This window comes from Planctomyces sp. SH-PL62, from assembly GCF_001610895.1.
Classification (GTDB): domain Bacteria; phylum Planctomycetota; class Planctomycetia; order Isosphaerales; family Isosphaeraceae; genus Paludisphaera.
In genome coordinates this window covers 4,497,304-4,517,160 of sequence record NZ_CP011273.1, presented here as the reverse complement: position 1 = coordinate 4,517,160, position 19,857 = coordinate 4,497,304, and the positions used below count along the sequence as shown (strand labels likewise).

The following is a 19,857-nucleotide window of genomic DNA, read 5'->3' as shown; positions in this document are numbered from 1 at the left end:
CTCCGGTGAGGGACGTGGGGGTTCATCGGAGGGTCTCCTGGGCGACCACCTTGAAATCGTAGCCGTTACCCCTGGGCACGACGGCGAACCGGGTCACCCGGATCTCGGCGGGCGACCTCCCGCGGTAGCGAATCTCCAGGTCGGCGAGCCGATTCTCGACCTCGGGGGGGTAGAACTGGAAGACCGTCCCCTCGCCCACCTCGATCCCCGCCTTGCGGAGCAAGACGATGTCCGAGGCCTTGCGGGCGCGACCCTCCCAGATGAAATACAGCCGACCTTCGCCGCCGCTTCCGCCGTTGCGACGGGTCGGATTCGGGCTGGAGAAGTTGGAGGCGTAGATGAGCTGGTCCTTCCCCCCCACCACGGCGAGTTCCACCCCCAGGGCGTCCAATTCGCGGGCGTACTCCTCGGGCCTCTGGCCATCGGGGTAGAGGATGCTCCAGCGGTTCTCGCGGCTGACGCCGCCGTCGCCGGGGCCGAAGCCCAGTCCCGGCCCTCCGGAGCCCAGCTTGGAGGCCCGGCGCCCGGTCGCCACGGCGCCGCCGTTGGGCATCGCCGGGCCGACGTCCATCTCGGCGATGTCTCGACCGGCCTCCAGCGCCGCGTCGAGCATCGCGCCGGGGGTCGACTGGACGGAAGGCTGTTCGAACTCTCCGGGGACTTCCTCGTTGTTGGACGCCTGGGGCGCGGCGTCGGCGCCCGCCACGTCGATCTTCTCGGTCGAGCCGGGGACGCCGTCGGGCGTACCGCCCCCCCCGCCGAAGACCTCGACGATCTCGAGAGGGGACGTGACCCGCGATGCGAAGTCCTGCGTGCAGACGAAGATCAGCGCCAGCCAGCCGACCACGAGCATCGCCCCCAGGACGACGGCCATGAGGAACGACGTCACCCGGTCATACCGCGACTCGCCCAGGACGCGGGGGTCGCGGTCGGGCGTCTTCGCGATCGGTCTCGCTTCGGCGGGGGGGGCGGAGACGCTCAAGGCTCGGCCCTCCCCGGCCCGGCCGCCGTCGCTGCGTCGCTCGCGGAAGGGTCGAGCGGCCGGACGGCCTCGTACCACGCCTTCCAGGCCGCCGCCGCGACGCGCTTCTGTTCGGCCGTCGCGCCGGGATCGGGGCCGGGGCCGTCGATCCAGCGGCCGATGAGTTGCAGGCTCTGGCGGGCCGTGGCCACGACCCGCTCGTCGGCGTCTTCCAGGGCGGCGATCAGGTCGGGCGCAGCGTCGAGGTCGCCGGCCCGGCCGAGCGCCCAGGCGGCGACCGCGCGGAGCCCGGGGTCGCGGCTGCGGAGCATCCGCCGGAAGCGATCCTTGTGGGGCTTGATCGCCGCCGGGCCTTGTTTCTGGTAGCGGTCGAGGATGCCCGCGACGGCCGTGTCGGCGTTCTCGATCCGGGGGTCTTCCAGCACGTCGAGCATCCCCTCGACGGCCCCGTTCATCGGTCGGCTGATGATCCGGCCGCCGGCGACCGTCATCGTGGTCAGGTCGCTCGGCAGGTAGCGACCGCCGAGCAGCGTGCCCGCCCCGAGCTTCCTCACGTCCGCCCGCTGGATCGACTTCTTGGTCGAGCGCGTCAGGAAGAGGATCGCCCAGACGGAGGTCACGTCGTCGGAGTAGGGGGAGAAGGCCCACGAACCGTCGGGACGCTGGCTCGACCGGATGAACGCGCCCCCCTTCTCGAACCAGTCGACCCGGCCGATCGCCTGACGGTCGGCCAGGGCCCCGATCCGTTCGATGCCGTACAGGCCGTAGAAGATGGATTTGCCGAAGATCCTGACGTCGGCCGTGTTGAAGCGGGGGCCGATCCAGGCCATGCCCCGGGCGACCGCCGCGTCGATCGACGCGGGGGTCGCGGTCGGCCTGTAATCCCCCTTCGGCCCGCTATCCTGCACGGGGGCCAGATAGGGGTTGAGCTCCTTCTGGAAGCTGCGGTACTCCTGGAGCTGCCGACGGCAGATCAGGAGGCTCCCCACGCCCGCGGCGGTCATCGAGATCGTCTCGGGATCTCCCTCGTCGCGGTGGTAGTTCCAGCTCCCGGCCGAGCTTTGCGTCGACATGTACCACTGCGCGGCGCGATCCCAGACCGAGGGGGGGATCTCCACGCCGGTGTTCGCGCATTCCCAGAGGCCGAGGATCGCGTACTGCGAGATCGACGTATCGCCGTGGGGGCGGGGGTCGTAATCCCAGCTCCCGTTGGCCTTCTGCTTCCTCATCAGGTGGGCGGCGACGGCGTCCAACAGGCTGCCCCGGTCGGACGAATCGAGGTTCGCCAGGGCGAGCGCGACGACGGCCGCTTCGTACACGTCGTAACCGGACATGCGCTCGGGATTGTAGCCGCCGCTCACGAACCGGGTGCGGATCTTCGCCAGGCAGGCGACGACGGCCGGATCGCTGGCGGGGACGTCGGCCTTGAGGAGCCCCAGCGCGATCATCGCCGTCTCGCCGACCTGCTTGCCCGCGTAAGCGTTGCGCAGATACTGCGCGCCCGCCAGCACGGCCTGCTCCTGCTGTTGGGCGCGCGCGGTCGCCGTCGCGATCAGGGCCAGAGCCGGGATCGCGGACCACGCAAGAACGACGATAACGAGGCGGAGCTTCGTGAACATAGGCGTCACCGAAGGACCGTTGATCGGGCGCCGAGTCGGCGGGAGAGGTCGTTTCATGATTCTAAACATCCCTCCCACGAAATGAATCGGGGCGATCGCCTTTTTTCCCGGTTTCGCGACGACCGATCCCGCACGAGCGCCTCGGTCCGTACCGCTTCCGGCTGTTCAGAGTCGGCCCTTCCTGCTAAAAGGGTGATGCGTGGGTCGCCGAGGGCGCCCGGTCCGCCGAGGACGCCCCCCACGCACCACCTCTCCCCTCGGCCAAATCCCGTTCCCACGCGCCTTCGGTTCGTGGGGTGGTCGAATCTGCGCACACCCGCTGCACCGATAGCTGCCCATGCAAGCGACCCATTCGGATGAAAGCGCTGCGTTGTTCAGCGGCTACAACGTCGCGGCCTATGACGAGATGTTTGGCCTGGACCGCACACCTCGGCCGCATTACGCACCCCTCCACGATCGACTGATCGACCTGGGCCCCGCCGAGATCGAGCGCCGAAACAAGATGGCCGATCTCACGATGCGGAACCAGGGGATCACGTTCACGGTCTACGGACGAGAACAGGGGGTGGAGCAGATCATTCCGTTCGATCCAATCCCCCGCCTCGTCTCCGCCCCCGAGTGGGACCGAATCGAGCGTGGCCTGAAGCAGCGCGTCCGCGCCCTCAACCTCTTCATACGCGACATCTACCACAATCGTTCGATCCTCAAGGATCGAGTGATCCCCGCCGAACTGATCTTCGGCGCTTCCGGCTACCGCCGAGGCTGCCTGGGACTTCGGGTTCCCAAAGACATCTACATGCACGTCTCCGGGATCGATCTGATCCGAGACGCGACGGGCGAGTATCTCGTCCTTGAAGACAACTGCCGCACCCCCTCGGGCGCCAGCTACGTGCTCAAGAACCGGCAGGTGATGAAGCAGGTCTTCCCCTTTCTGTTCGAGCAGTACAACGTCCGGCCGGTCGACGATTACACGGATAGGCTCCTCTCGGTCCTCCGCTACATCGCCCCCGACGGCTGCGACGATCCCACAGTGGTCGTCCTGACGCCCGGCATGTTCAACTCGGCCTATTACGAGCACAGCTTTCTCGCTCGACATATGGGCGTCGACTTGGTCGAAGGCCGCGACCTCGTCCTCGACCGGGGCCAGATCTTCCGCCGCACGACGAGGGGTCTGGAGCGGGTGGATGTGATCTACCGCCGGATCGACGACGAATTCCTCGATCCACTCTCGTTCCGCCCTGATGGCATCCTCGGTGTCGCCGGCCTCATGGGCGCCTACCGCGCCGGGAACATCGGGCTCGCGAACTCACTGGGGACCGGCGTAGCCGACGACAAGGGGATCTACCCATTCGTCCCCGACATCATCAAGTATTATTTGAACGAGCAGCCGATCCTGAACAACGTCGAGACCTACCGCCCGCTCATCTCCTCGCACCGCCAGCACATCCTGGAGAACCTGGAGTCGCTGGTGGTCAAGGCGGTCGACGGGTCGGGGGGCTACGGCATGCTCATCGGTCCGGCGTCGACGAAGGCCCAGCGTGACGAGTTCCGCCGCAAGATCGAGGACGACCCTCGCGGTTACATCGCGCAGCCCACCATTCAACTCAGCCGACACCCGACTTTCGTCGACGGCCGCCTCGACGGCCGTCACGTCGACCTTCGGCCGTTCGTCCTCTATGGCGAGGACGTGTCCGTGCTGCCCGGCGGTCTGACCCGCGTGGCGCTCCCCGAAGGAAGTCTCGTCGTCAACAGCTCGCAAGGCGGAGGCACGAAGGACACCTGGGTCCTGCAAGGCTCGCCGCCGGTGGACCCCCTCCGCGCGTCGGCGCAGGCGGCCCCCGGAGGGAGGTCCTGAGATGCTCAGTCGTGTCGCCGAAAGCCTCTACTGGATGGGGCGCTACATCGAACGCGCCGAGAACGTCGCCCGCCTCGTCGACATCGGTCTGTTCATCGAGCTGGACGCCGAGATCGGCTCCGGCGAAGGCTTCGCGCCGGTCGAGATCGCCCTCAGGATCCTGTCCTGCCGAGAGGACCTCCCGATGGACGTCGGCGTCTCTTCGCGGGACGCCGCGCTCCGCTTCCTGACCTTCGACCGAGGCAACCACCAGTCGATCCTCAGCATGATCGCCCGCGCTCGCGAGAACGCCCGAGGCACCCAGGAAGTGATCGGCGTGGACGTGTGGAGCGAGGTCAACCGTCTCTACCTGTTCCTCGGCGGCACCAGCGCCCAGCGCATGTTCGTCCGGGGGCCGTCGAGCCTGTTCAACGCCATCAAGAACTCATGCCTTCTCATCGACGGTATGATCCAGAACACTTTGCCGCGCGACGAGGTCTACTACTTCCTCGAGCTGGGGCGCCATCTCGAACGGCTCGACGTCCTCTGCCGGATCCTCCGGGCCAAGTGCCCACTGCTGACCCAGGAGGTCGAAGGCCATGAGGCGCCGATGCCACTCGTGGGATGGACCAGCCTCCTTCGGAGCTGTTCCGCGCACGGACCATTCCTGCGTTCCGAACGTGAGCGCATCGAGCCCGAGGGGGTCATCCGCTTCCTCGTGCTCGAGTCGGACTTTCCCCGATCGATCCGCTACAGCGCCGCGCGTTGCCAGAAGTCGCTCGAGGCCATCTCGGGCGGCGGCCAGGACGCCTACGGCTGTGAGGCCGAGCGCATCCTGGGCCGGCTGGAGAGCGACCTCCGCTACCTCGACGTGGCCGAGATCTTCGATCGTGGACTGCTGAAGTTCCTGGAATCCCTCCAGGTCACCTGCCATCGAGTCAGCGATGAGATCCAGCGTTGCTTCTTTTTGATATGAGAAGGATGGGAGGCGCCGAATCGCCATGCTGCTCCGAGTCCAGCACGAGACCAAACTGACCTACTCGAACGACGTCTCTGAGACGGTCTTCGAGGTTCGCATGGCCCCGCCGTCGGAGGACGACCAGACCTGCCTGGGCTATCGCCTGCGGATCACCCCGTCCGCGCCGGTGACGGTCTATCAGGACGGCTTCGCCAACCGCGTGGACCTGTTCAACCTTTACCGGCCCTATCGTGAGCTGCTGATCCGCGCCACCAGCGTGGTGCGGACCCATCGGGCGGCCGGTGAACCGAAGCTGGCCGAGGTCCCCTTCGATCCCGAATCCGACGAGTTCCAGGCCGTCGACGCGCTCGAATACCGGCTCCCCAGCAAGCTGGTCGAACGCGGCCCGGAGTTGGTTGCGTTCCTTGAGTCGTTCCCCCGCCCCTCGGGCTCGCTCCTGGACGTCGTCAATCAGCTCATGAACGCCACCCGGTCGCGGCTGGTCTATGAGAACAAGGTGACCTCCGCCCGGACTCCCGTCGGCGAGGCCCTGACGCTCGGGCGGGGCGTCTGCCAGGACTTCGCCCACTTGTTCCTCGGCGCCTGCCGGGGCGTGGGGCTGGCCGCCCGCTACGTCAGCGGGTACATCCACGAGCCCGGTGAGATCGCCACCCACGCCTGGTGCCAGGTCTGGGCCGGCCGCAACGGCTGGGTCGACGTCGACCCGACCCGGGGCCACATCGTCGGCGACGACTACGTCCGCATCGCCCTGGGCCGCGACTACCTCGACGTCCCGCCGAATCGCGGGATCTATCGCGGCCTGGCCGAAGAGACCATCAACGTCGCGGTCAAGGTCGAACCGATCTCCCGCGTCCCCAACGACTGGGGCGAGTGGTCGGAAGGCTCGGACGCCCCGTGGTCCGCCGCCTCGTGGATCCAGTCCGGGAGGCAGTCGCCGCGGGGGCGGACGTCTCAGATGCAGTCGCAGTCCAGCTTCCGGCAGCAGCAGGGGCAGCAGCAGTCCTGAGCCTCAGCGTCCCGCGGTCTCGAGCTCGTCGGCCTCGTCCGCCGCGTCGTCTCGGGTGCGAGAGAGGTTTGCGTCGTAGCTGGTCCCCCGCCAGGCCACCTTGCCGGTGAAGCACATCCGGATCGCCCGGATCAAGATGTAATCGGTCAGGAGGTTGCCGAGCGGGAACGTCGCGACGTACCGGGAGCCGGGGACCGAGACGTTGTAGATCAGGTGGAACACGGCGTACATCAGCGCGTGATGGAGGAGCGAGAGCCCCAGCAGCCAGTACGCGAACGGGCCGCCTCGGCCGGTGGCGAGGAGGCCGAGCGCGATCGCCAGCGCCAGATGGCCGCTCTGGGAGAAGATGATCGGATCCAGGAGCTTCAGGACGAGTCGGGTCGGGCTCCGGTCGAGCGCGTCGTAGAGGATCCGGCTCCAACCTCGGACGAGTTGGCCGAGCGAGGCGTACATCCGGCACGAGACGAGTCCCTTGGCGATCGCCAGGCGGATCGGCAGGCCCAGGGCCTTGACCTTGGTCGCCAGGCCGATGTCCTCGACGAACCGATCCCGCACCGCCCGATGCCCCCCGGCCGCCGCGTAAGCCTTGCTCGCGACCAGGATCGACTGGCCGTTGGCGAAGGCGAGCTTCGACGAATCGTCGTTGATCCGGCTGGGCTGGAACGACTGCATCAGGACGATCCCGGCGAGCGGCTGCACGACCTGCTCCCAGAAGGTCTCGCACTTCAGCTCGGGGAGCAGGCTCACCAGCGCCGCGTCGTTGTCGAGCGCGTAACGCAGCATGACCTTCAGGAACAGCGGCTCGTGCTTCGTGTCGGCGTCGAGGAACCAGAGCCACTCGCCGTCGGTCAGGGGGGCGTGCTTGTGGAGCACGTACGTCTTACCGGTCCAGCCGGGGGGGAGCCGATCGTTCTGGACCACGCGGACCCGGTCGTCCAGGGACTCGTGCCGCCGGGCGATCGCCAGCGTGTCGTCGTCGCTCCGGTCGTCGACGACCAGGATCTCCAGGTTGGGATAGTCCTGGGAGCGGACCGCCGTGAGGCATTCGTCGAGCGTCGCCTCCTCGTCCTTCGCCGGGATCACGGCCGAGACCCTGGGGAATTCCGGCCCGTCCAGCTTCGCCGACGCCGTCGTCAGAAACCGCGTCCGGCCGAGGACGAACCTCAGGACGACCCATCGGATCGGCCAGATCAGAATAACGCCGATGTAGAACCGCACGATCCAGGTTTCGAGGACGCTCATTCGGCGGACTCCGGCGCGTGGGACATCGGCTCGTCGAATCCCTCCAACTCGACCGCGCCCGGATAGGCGAGCTTGCCAAGGACCATCGCCGCTAGCCAGAACGGGGCGAGGCCCCCCAGGCTCGGGTCGATGGTGAGGCCGTAAATGAGGCCCGTCGGCAGGGCCGCCCAGCCGATCGCGGCGGCGCCGACGTGCGACCCGAAGAACCGCGAGGCCCGCGTCGTCGGGTCGGCCAGCCGTTCCCGGCCCCCCAGCCGCCTGAGTACGAGCATCGCGACCACGAAGACGGCGAAGAGCGTCCCGAACAGGATCTTGCGGAGGAGGTCGGGCTCGACGTCCACGACGACCGGGCCGACTTGCCGCAGGACGAGTGCGGAAATCAGGATCGTCAGGCCGTCGGCCACCAGGACGTTGAGCACCCAGGAACGGGTCCGCTCCAGGCATCGCGAGGCCCCGAGCTCCAGGGCTTCGGCGGTCGATTCGGGGTCAGCGGGGTCCGTCATGTCGTCCTTGTTTGTGCGAGTCGTGGTGCTGCCAGTAGAGGCCGACGATCAGCTCGACCTGGCCGATCGGCCGACCGGTCTCCTGGGCGATCTCGAGCGGAGTACGTCCGGCGTCGACCAGGGCCCAGATTTCGCCGTGTTTTTTCGCGAGCCCGCCGAAATCCTGGGGACCTCCCTCGAATCCCAGGTCGGGGACCGAGATGAGCGGCGTCGGGGGGGGCGGCTCGGCGTTCTCCAGATCCTCTTCGGCGTCGGAAGACGTCGCGATTCCCCGCCGACGGGCCATGCCGTCCGTCAGCCGCTCCAGTCGCCGCAATTCGTAGGCGAGTTGAATCACGCGCTGTTCGGTGGCGTCGTGCGCCTGCGAGAGGCCGTCGAGTCGCCGGACGAGGAACAGGCTGGTCGCGGTGGAGAGAAGCACCAGCACCAGCAGGCAGGCGAGGCCGAGGGTCAGCCAGAGGTAGGTGTAATTCACGGGACGACCGCTCCTTCCCGGGAGTCTGGTCAACGGGCCGGGGATTGCTCCATGACCGATTCGTTCAGGCGTCGAGCGTAGGCGGCGTGGGCAGCGTCGAAGACCTCGCGCAGGGCCACGCCGCGTTCCGAAGCGATCTTCGCGCAGTCGTCGAACTCGGGGCTGAACGTCGGGGGCCGATCCTCCAGCCAGCCGAGCTTGCCCCGGACGGCGCCGAACTCGGTCTCGACCTCGACGGCCTTGCGGTTCAGCTTGTGGCGACTGACGGGGAACCGTCTCACCCCTAGGGTCGTCGTCTCCCGGAACAGGATCTCCTCCATGACCGGGATCGCCGCCTCGTCGCAAAGGACGCTGACCATCACGCCCGGACGGTTCTTCTTCATCTGGATCGCCGTCGTGAAGACGTCGAGGGCGCCGGCCTCCAGCAGCTTGATCGTCGTGTAGCCCACGACCTCGCCGGGCAGGTCGTCGAGGTTCGTCTCCAGCATGAAGACGCGATCGCCGTGCGGGGAAGGTTCGAGGACTCCCACGAAGAGTCGGAGGATGTTCGCCTGGCCGGGGACCTCTCGGGTCCCGGCACCCAGACCGATCGACTCGACGGTCAGGGAGGGGAGGGGGCCGAACCGCTCGGCGACGGTCGTCATGATCGCCGCGCCGGTGGGGGTCGTCATTTCCATCTCGACGGTCGATTCGGCCAGCGGGACCCCCTTGAGGATCTCGGCCGTGGCGGGGGCGGGGAGGGCCATGCGGCCGTGTTCGGCCTTGATCGAGCCCCGGCCGGGGGGCACCGCGCTGCATTCGAAGCGGTCGACGCCGAGCAGGTCGAGCCCGACGGCCGATCCCACGATGTCGATGATCGAATCGACCGCACCGACCTCGTGGAAGTGGATCTTCGCCAGGTCGACGCCGTGGACGCGGGCCTCGGCCTGGCCCAGCCTCATGAAGATCCGGGTCGCGAGGTCCTTCTGGCGGGGCGTGAGCGCCCCCTTCTCGATGATCGCCTCGATGTGGTGCCAGTGCCGGTGGGCGTGCTCGTGGGGCGTCTCGACGCGGGCGTAGGTGGCCCGGAAGCCCCCGCGCCGCACGGTCTCGAACGAGAGTTCGCCCGGCAGTCCGAGGCTGGCGACGGCCTGCTGGATCGCCCGAGGATCGACCCCCGCGTCGACGAGCGCGCCGAGAGTCATGTCGCCCGAGACGCCGCTGAAGCAATCGAAGTATCCGACGCGCACGACCAGGCTCCTCGTCTCATTTCCGTTCGCTCGAAGGATTTCCATTCTAGCCGGCTCGCTCCCCTCCGCAACCCAGGAACTCCCCGGCCTGTTTTCTGGGACGGGTGGCTCTGACAATCGTCTAAGTGTCGGCGAACCGGACGGCGAGTCGAGGACGCGATGGACCCTGAAGCGATCGGACGACTGCTGGACCGCCACGCCGACGCGCTGACGCTGTTCGCGCGGCAGCTCTGCGACTCGCCCGAGGACGCCGTACAGGAGGCCTTTCTGCGGCTCAGCGTCCTCGACCGCGAGCCCGAGAACCCGGCGGCCTGGCTGTTCCGGGTCGTCCGTAATCTGGCCGTCGACGCGTCGATCGCCGCCGGACGAAGGCGCAGGCATGAGACGCAAGCCGGGTCGAGCACCGTCGCGTGGTTCGCCTCGCCCGTCGGAGACGGCCCCGGCGGGATCGACGCGGACGAGGCCCGGCACGCCCTGGAGTCCTTGCCGATCGAGGAGCGGGAGGTGATCGTCGCCCACCTCTGGGGCGGGCTGACGTTCGCCCAGATCGCCGGGGCGTCCGGCACTTCTTCCAGCGCGGCCCATCGCCTCTACAAACGCGGCCTGGAGTCTCTGAGAGAACGCCTGGGGGTGACATGCAACCGAGCCCGAACCAACCCGAGTTGACGCCTTTCGAACACTCGCTCGCCGCCCTCGCCCCGTCGCGCAACCTGCTCGATCGCGATCGCCTGATGTTCGAGGCGGGCCGTCGCTCCGCCCTGAACGATCGACGACGCGCGTGGGGCTGGCCGGCCGTCGCCGCGGCCCTGGCCGTCCTCGCGGTCGGACAGTTCATCTCCACCGGGAGAAGGCCGGCCGGGCTCGCCGTCGATCGGGTCGTTTCGGTCGCCGCGCCGACCCGGCGGGCGGTCGAGGCCGACGAGCCCGTCGTGATCCTGACGAGGCGGCCTCCCAATCCCCAGGCCGAGGGCGTCGGCCAGCCTCTGAGGCCGCGTCGCCGTATCGATCGGCAGGGCCTCGAGGCCCTTTCCGAGCCGCCGATTCTCGCCGCATCGGCGCGACTCGGCCCGCTGCCCGAAGACCCGATCCGCACGTTGAAGGCGCTTGATGGTCGAGACGAGGAACTGTTCTCCAGCCTGGGAGGTCCGCTATGAATCGAGGGGTCCTGCTCCTCAGCGTCCTGCTGACGCTGACGTCGACCGGAAGGGGCGAGGAAGCTCCACCGGCCGACCAGAAGACGTTCGAGATCCGGCCTGTGAAGCCGCCGGCGCCCGCTCTGCGGCTCAGCCTCCTTCCGAAGCGCGAGGAGCAGATCGCAGGCGACGCCGCGGTTTTTTATCACCGTGCGATCGAGTCGTTGATCGGGGTCCGCTATCGCGAAGAGCTGCTCGCCCTGAAGAAGCCGGACCCCTCCGGAGGCTCGGCCGAACAGTCCGTCTCGGACTGGCTGGCGCTCCCCTCGGACCAGTTCCCTCGCGAAGACGTGAGGACCCTCGTGGAACGGCGGGCGACCGCCCTCGAGGAGGCTCGGCTGGGGACCCTCCGCGAAACCTGCGACTGGGGCTTTCGACGTCGGAGCGAGGGATTCCTGCTCCTGCTGGGCGACCTGCAGGAGGCGCGCGGGCTCGCCCGCTGGATCGCTCTCAAGGCCCGCCTCGACCTGGAGGAAGGGAGGATCGAGGAGTCGCTCCAGGGGGTGAAGACGGGCCTGGCCCTGGCCCGCGACCTGGGGCGTAGCGAGAGTTACATCCAGACGCTCATCGCCGTCGCCGCCGCGAATCAGATGCTCGACGTGATGGACGGGCTGGTGCAGCGGCCGACATGCCCGAGCCTCTACTGGGCGCTGGCCTCGCTCCCCCGGCCGCTCATGGATCTGGCCGCTCCGACGGAGTCCGAGAGCGCCATGCTGGATCGCGAGTTTCCGATGCTCGCTCGGCTCGAATCCGACGTCTGGTCGATCGAGACCGCACGAGCTTTCTCGGACCAGGTCGCGGGCAAGCTCGGCATGCTCATTGATGGTCGGCCCCGCCTGTCCAGTCCGCCGTCGCGGCCTTCGCTTCAGGACCTCCCCGAGCACGCCTCGCAGGTCGTCCGGATCGCTCGGGCGTATCCCGGAGCGAGGCGGCTGTTGAGGGAGACCGGATTCCCGGAGGAACGCCTCGACGCCATGCCCATGATCCAGGTCGTCGGGATCGCATCCTATCGCGACTTCCAGTTCCGCCGGGACGAGGATCTCAAGTGGATGTTCCTGCCCCTCTGGCTCGGAGCGAAGGAGAAGGCCGACGCGAGCGGGCAGAGCCCGCCGAGATCGTCCGGGATCCCGTTCGCGGACCTGATCTCCGCCTCGCGCAGCACCCACGCGGCCGTCGCCAGGCTTGAGCGACGCCTCGCGCTCTTGCAGCTCGTCGAGGCGATTCGCCTCTACGCTTCCTCTCACGACGGGGCCTTGCCGGCGAGCCTCGACGAACTGTCCGAGGCCCCGGCCCTCCCCGACCCGATGAGCGGCCGGCCGTTCGACTACCGAATCGCGGGGGATGAGGCCGTCGTGACCAGCCTTCCCCCCGCCGACCTGGAATACGCGAGCTTCCTGACCTTGCGATACCGGTTCCGCAAGGCTCCTCGTCAGGCCGCCCCCTGACTTCACCCCAAGGAATGGAGCCCGAGATGAGCTATCGAATGGGGGCCGTCCTGGCCCTGACTCTGGCGGCGACGACTGCCTCCGCGTCGGTCTCGGCCGCAACGCCGGACGAAGTGGTCGCAACGTTTCTGGACGACCAGGCGACGGCGGTTTGCCGGATCAAACTGGATCGGGTCAAGGTCGACGAATTCCTCGGGGGCCTCGGCGAGGCCGCCCTCTTGGAGAACCGGCTCGGCCCCTGGGTCGAGGCGCTCCGGAAGGCCGGGGCTCGCGAATTGTACCTTGTCGCGACCCTGGACGACCTTCCGCCCGGCCCGACCCCGCCGCCCACTGCGCTCGTGCCGATCGAGGACGGCGCGGACGCGCAGGCGATCGGGGCCTTGCTCTGCGGCGGGCCGTCGACGGGGGGCCGAGGGCCTGGACGACCTGCGCCTCGATCCGGGGCGCGGTCCTGGCCGGCGACGACGCCCTGCTGGAGCGGGCCCGAAGCCTGAAACCCGTCACTCGGCCCGACCTGATCGCCGGGCTGGGGGCGGCGGGCGACGCCGCCGTCGTCGCCGTGGCCGCCCCGCCTCCCGGGCTGCGACGAGCCGTCGACGAGATGACGCCCAGGCTCCCCGAAGAGTTGGGGGGCGGCTCGACGAGCGTCCTCACCCGGGGCCTCGAATGGGTCGCGGTCTCGGTCGAGCCCACGCCTTCGCCGATGGTCCGAGTCGTCGGCCAGGCGTCCGACGCCGCGTCGGCGGACGCTCTGAAGAGTCTGGGCGAGCGCGCGGTCCGGTTGATCGGCTCGTCGTCGAGGATCGCGGACTTCGTGCCGCGGATCAAGCTCCTCGCGGACGAGCTTCGGCCCCGCGTCGAGGGCCGTCGGATCGTGATCGATCTCTCCGGCCGGGCCGGCGTCCAGTGGGCCCGGGCCGTCATCGAGCCGGTCGCCGAGACGTATCTGCGGGCCCGATGCGTCGACAACCTGATGGTGTTGGGACTGGCCATGCACAATTACGAGGCCACGCATGGGACCTTCCCGCCCGCGTACTCAGTCGATGCGAACGGCAAGCCCCTCCTGAGCTGGCGGGTGGCGATCCTGCCGTTCGTGGATCAAGGCGACCTCTTCAAGGAGTTCCATCAGGACGAGCCCTGGGACTCTCCCCACAACAAGACGCTGATCGAGCGGATGCCCCAGGTTTTCACGTGTCCTTCGCGACGAGGCGGGGCGCCGGCTCCGGGGATGACGGTCTACAAGACGCCGCGAGAGACCTACACCCTCTTCCCCGGCAAGGTCGGCGTGGCCATCAAGGAGATCACCGACGGGACCGCCACCACGATCATGATCCTGGAGACCCCGGCCGATCAGGCCGTCGTCTGGACCAGACCCGACGACTGGGACGTCCCGGCGACGATCGACCCGAAAGCCTTGCTGACCCGCCACATCGGGGGGGCTTCGGCGACGTTGGGCGACGGTTCGGTCGTGTTCTTCCGCCAGAGCATGAACCCGGCCACGCTGCTCAAGCTCCTCACCCGCGCCGGCGGGGAGGTCGTCAATCCGGGCGACGACTGACGCTGGGATCCGCCGTAGGTCAGAGGTCGAGATACTCCTCGGTCTCGAGTTTACGGAGGTAGTCGAGCGCCTCTTCCAGCGATTCCACGGCCGCGCCGGGGACCCGCCCGGCGTCGTCGCACTCGCGGAGGAGTTTCAGGTCGTCGCGATAGTCCGACTCCTCGATCTCCCGGCGCTGCTTGACCCCCAGCGCGCGGTATCGGTCGGGGGCGAGGTCCCTGCTGTGGGCGATGAGCCAGAGCGTGCGGTCGGTGACGGCCCCGCGGAGTCCGTCGACCGCCGCGGCGACGGGCTCGCGCACGTCGATCGCCTTGCCGACGTCGTGGAGCAGGGCGGCCAGGAGGAACTCCTCGTCATAGGGCCGGGCCTCGCGGGCGTGGTGGAACACCTGGAGGCTGTGGTAGAGCGCGTCGCCCTCCGGATGGGTCTCGGGATTCTGCTTCACGGCCTCCAGGGGGAGCAACCGTAGCCGGTAGACGGCGAACCGGTCGATCGATTCCGAGAGCGCGGCGACCGGCTCGTCGTGGTCGGGTTCGGGAGGCTCGGCCTCGAATTCGCCATCTCCCTCCTCCTCGTCCTCGACCCGCTGTTTCTGGAGGATGACCAGTTGCTCGCGGACTTCGTCGTCGGAGGGGAGGTCTCCGGGACGGATGCGATGGCCGAGGACGGCGGCGGCCTTTCGCTTGGCCGCGTAGAAATCGGCCTCGGTCGCGGCCTCAAGCCGGTCGAGCGGGATGGGCTCGGTCCTGGCGACGTCGAACGCGTCCAGCAGGCGTCGGGCGGCTTCCAGGGCGATCTGCCTGCGGAGCCGCACGGTGGCGGCGGCGACCCGGAACGGCTTCTTGAATTTGTCGTGCATGATCGAGGATTCTACCAGATCGCCCCGCGCCGCCCCAGCAAACGAGGCGGACGGGGAGGCGTCGATCCGGGATGGACGGGGATCAAGCGGTGAATTCGCCCATCTTGGCGACCAGGGCGTCGAGCACGGGCTTCAATTTCTCGCCGACTCCGGGGATCTCCATCGCCTTGTCCACGAGGGACTTGAAGGCGGCCGAGGCCGTGGCGGTCGCCTCCACGACGGTCTTTCTGGCCTCCACGGGGAGCTTCTCCCACAGGGACTTCACGCCGTCGAGCTGGGACTGCAGGCCCGAGAGGGCCGGCAGGGCGGTCTCGGCTCCGGCGGCGTCCTTGACGTCGGTCAGGTACCGGGTCGCCTCGCCGTAGACGTCGTTCAGGCGCATCGAGACCTCGTCGGCCGTGGGGGGCGGGAGAGTGACCTCGGGGAGCGCCGGTTTTTCCGCTTCGGCGACGACCGCGGGGGCGGCTTCGGTGGGCTTCGGTAGCGGAACGACATCGGTCTGGGGCGTCTTGAAGGGACCCGACATGAAGTACCACGTCGCGAGTCCGATCAGGCCGAGGGCCAGGGCTGGCAGGATCCAGCCGGGGATGCTCGACCCTTGCGCCTCGCGCCTGTGAACCGACGTCGGCACGCCGGGGATCGAGGGGAAGTCGCCGAGCGAGAGGCCGGCGGGAAGGGCCTTGGTGATGTTCGCCTTCTCCGCCGCGAAAAAGCTGGTGAGGCTCGAAGGATTCAGCCCCCCCCTGGATTTCATCTGGGCGGCGACGGCGCCCAGGATGATCGGCCCGAGGTGGCTCAAAAGCGTCTTCACGGCCGAGAGGCCGACGCCGGAGAACTTGGACAGGATGTTGATCAGCGTGGAGAAATTCGGGCCGAGCAGCGAGCCGAGGACGTCGCTTCCCGCCGAGGGCGTCTCGCCGGGCGCGTGGGCTCCGGGCGACCTCAGGGTCGCGGTCTCGTCGCCCCCCGCGTATTTCTTGAGCGTCTCCAGGACGGCGCCCGCCCCCTTGCCGCTGAGCACCTCGTTGGCGAGCAGGGCCAGCACCGAGGGAACGGCGGCCCCGGCCGCGGATCGCGTCTTGGCCTCGGATTCGCCGATCGCGGAACTCATCTTCCCAAGCATGTCGCCGCTGAGCTGGTCCTTGATCACGTCGATGATGCTCGCCATGATTCGCTCCGGGCTTCGAGGATTGGGCGGTCGTCGTTCGTCTCCGCAAATTTGAACGGATACCAGACGGTTCTTACGCAATCACACCTTGATTTCAAGGGCGCGATTTCGGGAATTCGCCGAGGTTGGGGACGTGCGCGGCTGGATTGGATCACCCACGCGAGCCGGCGGGCTCCCGTGCGGCCAGGCAGTCCTCGGCCAGCTTGTGGACGGCGCGGAGGTCGAGCTTGCCGCTCCCCAGCATGGGGATCGCCGGGACCTTGAAGATGTGGTCGCGACGCGGGATGAACAGGTTGGGGAGGCCCATCTCGGCGAGCCTCCGGAGCGCCTCGTCGACCCGGCCGTCGTCCAGGGTGGTGAGCACGGCGAGCTTCTCCCCCTTCTTCTCGTCGCCAACGGCCGTGACGGCGAACAGCTGCGAATCCGCCTTCGCGGCGTCCTGGAGGGCCTCCTCCACCCGCCCGTGGGGGACCATCTCGCCGCCGATCTTCGAGAACCGCGAGAGCCGGCCCGTGATCTTCAGGAACCCGTCCTCGCTGAGCATCCCGAGGTCGCCGCTGTTGTACCAGCCGTCGACGAAGGCTTGCCGGGTCAGGTCGTCGCGGCCCAGGTACCCCGCCATCACGTTCGGGCCCTTGATGAAGACCAGGCCCTCGGTGTTCGCGCCGAGCGGCTCATAGGTCGTCGGCGAGACGATCCGGATCGTCACGCCGGGGATCGGCTGGCCGACGTATCCTCGTCGCGAACCGGGCTGGAACGAGCCTGGCGCGCGGTAGTCGAAGCAGTTGACCGACACCACCGGGGAGCACTCGGTCACCCCGTACCCTTCCATCGGCCGGATCCCGAAGGCCTCCTCGAACGCCAGGCTGAGCGATTCCGGCAGCCGCTCGGCGCCGGCCAGGACCAGCCGGAGCGAGCCGAACTGCCCCGGGGCGCAGCGCCTGACGTAGAGGTTCAGGAACGTCGGCGTCGCCATCAAAACCGTGACCGAGAACCGCTCGACGAGGGTCCCGACCGCCAGGGCGTCGAGCGGAGTGGGGTGGAATACGGAGCCCATCCCGGTCGAGTTCGCGAACCAGAACATCGTGTACCCGAACGAATGGAAGAACGGCAGGATCGCGGCCAGCCGGTCGTTGGGGAGCACGCGATACATCCGGCGGATCGCCTCGATCTCCGCCACGATGTTGTAGTGCGACAGCACGACTCCCTTGGGCTCGCCGGTGCTCCCACTGCTGAAGATGATCGTCGCCGGGTCATCGAGCGCGACCGGCCGCGAGGCCCCCGCGTATCGCTCCATCGCCCGGATCGGCGCCAGCATCGCCATCGCCATCGCCTTCAGCTTGTCCATCCGGCCGATCGCCGCCATCTCGTCCTCGGCGTAGATCAACTCCAGGCCGCGGGGGGCCTCCAGCTTGGCTTTCTGGAGGAACTGGCGGCTGACGACGAGGGTCTTGAGCCCCGCCTGCCTCGCGGCCGATTCCATCGCCGCGCGGCCGCCCGTGAAGTTCAGGTTGACCACCGCCTTGCCGGCGAGGGCCGCCCCGATGTTGATCACCGCCGCCCCCATGCTCGCCGGCAGCATCACGCCGACGTTCGCCTGGCCTTCCCAGCGCGGCCGCAGGCGATGCGCGATCGCCAGCGACGCGGCCAGCGTCTTTCCGTAGGAGAGCGACGGCTTCTGGAGGTCCGCCAACGCCAGTCGGGCGAAGTTGCGCCGGACCTGACGGATGAACCCGTGATGCAGCGGCCGACAATCGGCCTTGCGGTAGGTCTCGGCCGCGTAATCCAGGTCCCTGATCGCCTGCCGCATCTCGAAGAGCGACGCCGACGGCGGCAGCGGCTCGCCGACCGAGACCGTCGCCGGGAACGGGATCCGCTCCGGCAGCCGACGCCCGCTCACCGGGGCGAAGACGCTGTCGTAGAGCCGATCCAGGTGGACCGGGATGATCGGCGTGGTCCGGTTCTTGACGATCCGCTGGAGACCTCGCTGGAAGGGGCCGATCAGGCCGGTCCGCGAGAGCTGACCTTCCGGAAAGATGCAGACCAACTCCCCCGCGTCGAGCGCCCGGCCGGCCTCGCGGAACGCTTGCAGGATCATCCGCGGGCCGCCGGAAGCCGAGATCGGGATCGCCCGCATGGCCCGCAGAAGCCGCCCCAAAATCGGCTTCTTGAAATACTCCGCGTAGACGACGAACCGCACCGGACGATCGGTCGCCCTCATGATGAACAGCCCGTCCACGAACGAGACGTGGTTCGGCACGAGGAGCGCCTGGCCTTCACGAGGGATGTGCTCGCCCCCGACCACCCGGACGCGGTAGATCGTGTTCGCCAGCCCCAGCATCAGGAAACGGAGGAACGCCTCCGGGACCAACGTCAGCGCCCAGAAGAATCCGACGCCCAGGCCCAGGCCGATGAGCAGGAACATCCCCCTCCCGGAGACCTCCGCCCCTGCCAGCCCCAGGGCCAGCACCGAACCCGCGAGCATTCCGCCGTAGACCAGCACGTTGGTCGCCGCGATCACCGCCCCGCGACGGTCCGCCGGCGCCCGCCACTGGATCACCGCGTTCAGCGGCACCAGCAGGAACCCCGCGAAGAACCCCAGCAGGCCCAGCAGCAGCATCATCCCGTACAGCCCCGGGCCCCAGGTCGCGAACCCCAGGGCGCTCAGCGACATCCCCAGCGCCCCGACCGGCAGCAGCCCGTACTCGACGTTCTTCCCGGAGAGGCTCCCCGCCAGATAGCAGCCGACCCCGATCCCGATCCCGAGCGCCCCCAGCGGCAGATTCGCCAGCCAGGGGTCCAGGTGCAGCACCACGCGGGCGTACGGCAAGACCGGCGCGGGGATCAGGCTGGCGATGCTCCAGACGATGATCTGGCCGATCACGGCCAGTCGCAGCACGCGATCGCCCCGGATCGCGTCGAAGGCCATTCGCAGAGTTTCGGACAACCCGCCTTCGCGACGCGCCGGGGCGACGGTCGGGATCCGCAAGGAGGCCAGCAGGCCGATCCCCGAGAGCAAGACCAGGGGGAGGCCGGCGAGCCAGGGCCGGCCGGCGCTCATCGCGAACAACGGGCCGGCGGCCACCGTCCCGCCGATGATCGCCACGTTCGTGTACATCTCCAGCAGGCCGTTGCCCCGCGACAGCTCGGCATGCGGGAGGATCTCCGGCAAGATCCCGTATTTGGCCGGACTGTAAAGCGCCGCCTGGACGCCGAGCAGGCCGAGGATCGCCAGCACGGGCCATCCCCCCGCCGGCTGCATCACGAGCGCCGCCGTCCCCAGGACCATGAGCCCCAGCTCCGCGACCTTCATCCAGACGATGATCGACCGCTTGCCGACCCGATCCGCCAGGACCCCGGCCGGCAGCGAGATCGCCATCAGCGGGACCATGAGGACGATCTGGGCGAGCGCCGTACGTCCCTGGCCCTGGCTCTCGCTGGCCGCCGCCGCGATCGCCAGCAGGATCACGAACTGCTTCCAGGCGTTGTCGTTGAAGGCGCCCACGAACTGGGTCGTCAGCAGGCCCCCGATCGGGCGCAGGCTCCCGGCCGCGATTTCCGGCCCTGGGGTTCCCTGACTGTTCGCCGCGTCAGCCATCAACCCGACTCCTGGTCGATTGTCCATGATAGTAGGGGGATCAAGCGGCAAGCGCCCGCCCGAGACCGGAGGATGCCTCACGACCGGATTATGATCAAGTCCGGCTCTCAAGCGACAGACGACCCCGGATTTCCGCCGCGCCCGCCGGGCTGGCGTGTTCCTTCGCG

17 protein-coding genes are annotated in these 19,857 nt (G+C 68.5%); 8 read left to right on the top strand and 9 right to left on the bottom strand.

The window, feature by feature from the left end; all coding sequences use genetic code 11:
* Positions 1-22: 22 nt before the first annotated feature.
* Together VT85_RS17505 and VT85_RS17500 are read right to left on the bottom strand one after the other, a co-directional pair.
* Positions 23-982: a hypothetical protein gene (locus tag VT85_RS17505; protein ID WP_197490834.1), complete on the bottom strand. Its 960-nt coding sequence runs from the start codon at positions 980-982 to the stop codon at positions 23-25.
* Complete coding sequence (locus VT85_RS17500) at positions 979-2,658, bottom strand: HEAT repeat domain-containing protein (RefSeq protein ID WP_197490833.1); 1,680 nt, start codon at positions 2,656-2,658, stop codon at positions 979-981. The genes VT85_RS17505 and VT85_RS17500 overlap by 4 nt, the downstream gene beginning before the upstream one ends.
* 280 nt (positions 2,659-2,938) lie before the next feature.
* Here VT85_RS17500 and VT85_RS17495 point away from each other — a divergent pair, with 280 nt between their 5' ends.
* From VT85_RS17495 to VT85_RS17485, 3 genes are read left to right on the top strand one after another with little or no spacing between them, the layout of a single operon-like run.
* Positions 2,939-4,456 carry a circularly permuted type 2 ATP-grasp protein gene (locus tag VT85_RS17495; protein WP_068418133.1) on the top strand — a complete coding sequence of 506 codons (1,518 nt, stop codon included), beginning with the start codon at positions 2,939-2,941 and terminating at the stop codon, positions 4,454-4,456.
* 1 nt (position 4,457) lies between these two features.
* Positions 4,458-5,411 carry an alpha-E domain-containing protein gene (locus tag VT85_RS17490; RefSeq protein WP_068418130.1) on the top strand — a complete coding sequence of 318 codons (954 nt, stop codon included), beginning with the start codon at positions 4,458-4,460 and terminating at the stop codon, positions 5,409-5,411.
* Positions 5,412-5,436: 25 nt separating this feature from the next.
* A complete protein-coding gene (locus VT85_RS17485; protein ID WP_068418126.1) occupies positions 5,437-6,420 on the top strand; it encodes a transglutaminase domain-containing protein in 984 nt (327 codons plus the stop codon).
* A 3-nt stretch (positions 6,421-6,423) separates the two neighbouring features.
* On the opposite strand, the gene VT85_RS17480 is transcribed toward VT85_RS17485, so the two are convergent.
* The 4 genes from VT85_RS17480 to larC are packed head-to-tail and all read right to left on the bottom strand — an operon-like array spanning position 6,424 to position 9,869.
* Complete coding sequence (locus tag VT85_RS17480; protein WP_068418124.1) at positions 6,424-7,662, bottom strand: glycosyltransferase; 1,239 nt, start codon at positions 7,660-7,662, stop codon at positions 6,424-6,426.
* On the bottom strand, positions 7,659-8,165 hold the full coding sequence (locus tag VT85_RS17475; protein WP_068418121.1) for a hypothetical protein: 507 nt from the start codon (positions 8,163-8,165) through the stop codon (positions 7,659-7,661). The genes VT85_RS17480 and VT85_RS17475 overlap by 4 nt, the downstream gene beginning before the upstream one ends.
* Complete coding sequence (locus tag VT85_RS17470; protein WP_068418118.1) at positions 8,149-8,640, bottom strand: hypothetical protein; 492 nt, start codon at positions 8,638-8,640, stop codon at positions 8,149-8,151. The genes VT85_RS17475 and VT85_RS17470 overlap by 17 nt, the downstream gene beginning before the upstream one ends.
* Before the next feature lie 29 nt (positions 8,641-8,669).
* On the bottom strand, positions 8,670-9,869 hold the full coding sequence (gene larC, locus VT85_RS17465; protein ID WP_068422217.1) for a nickel pincer cofactor biosynthesis protein LarC: 1,200 nt from the start codon (positions 9,867-9,869) through the stop codon (positions 8,670-8,672).
* A 159-nt stretch (positions 9,870-10,028) separates the two neighbouring features.
* Between larC and VT85_RS17460 the strand changes: the two genes are divergently transcribed.
* From VT85_RS17460 to VT85_RS17440, 5 genes are all read left to right on the top strand, one after another.
* Entirely contained in the window at positions 10,029-10,535 is a 507-nt protein-coding gene (locus VT85_RS17460; RefSeq protein WP_068418115.1) for an RNA polymerase sigma factor, read from the top strand.
* Positions 10,505-11,023, top strand: a complete 519-nt coding sequence (locus tag VT85_RS17455) for a hypothetical protein (protein ID WP_156512923.1) — start codon at positions 10,505-10,507, stop codon at positions 11,021-11,023. The genes VT85_RS17460 and VT85_RS17455 overlap by 31 nt, the downstream gene beginning before the upstream one ends.
* Positions 11,020-12,507 (top strand): hypothetical protein, encoded by a 1,488-nt coding sequence (locus VT85_RS17450; protein ID WP_068418109.1) that lies wholly within the window; start codon positions 11,020-11,022, stop codon positions 12,505-12,507. The genes VT85_RS17455 and VT85_RS17450 overlap by 4 nt, the downstream gene beginning before the upstream one ends.
* A gap of 26 nt (positions 12,508-12,533) precedes the next feature.
* Positions 12,534-13,001 (top strand): hypothetical protein, encoded by a 468-nt coding sequence (locus VT85_RS17445; RefSeq protein WP_068418106.1) that lies wholly within the window; start codon positions 12,534-12,536, stop codon positions 12,999-13,001.
* Between the two features lie 107 nt (positions 13,002-13,108).
* Complete coding sequence (locus tag VT85_RS17440; RefSeq protein ID WP_068418104.1) at positions 13,109-14,065, top strand: DUF1559 domain-containing protein; 957 nt, start codon at positions 13,109-13,111, stop codon at positions 14,063-14,065.
* Positions 14,066-14,084: 19 nt separating this feature from the next.
* Here the strand turns inward: VT85_RS17440 and VT85_RS17435 are convergent, their stop codons facing one another.
* From VT85_RS17435 to VT85_RS17425, 3 genes are all read right to left on the bottom strand, one after another.
* Complete coding sequence (locus VT85_RS17435) at positions 14,085-14,924, bottom strand: phosphohydrolase (protein ID WP_068418102.1); 840 nt, start codon at positions 14,922-14,924, stop codon at positions 14,085-14,087.
* Between the two features lie 82 nt (positions 14,925-15,006).
* Complete coding sequence (locus tag VT85_RS17430; RefSeq protein ID WP_068418099.1) at positions 15,007-16,092, bottom strand: DUF937 domain-containing protein; 1,086 nt, start codon at positions 16,090-16,092, stop codon at positions 15,007-15,009.
* 151 nt (positions 16,093-16,243) lie between these two features.
* Positions 16,244-19,690, bottom strand: coding sequence for an MFS transporter (locus tag VT85_RS17425; RefSeq protein ID WP_082858689.1), 3,447 nt, complete (start codon positions 19,688-19,690; stop codon positions 16,244-16,246).
* Between the last annotated feature and the right edge of the window lie 167 nt (positions 19,691-19,857).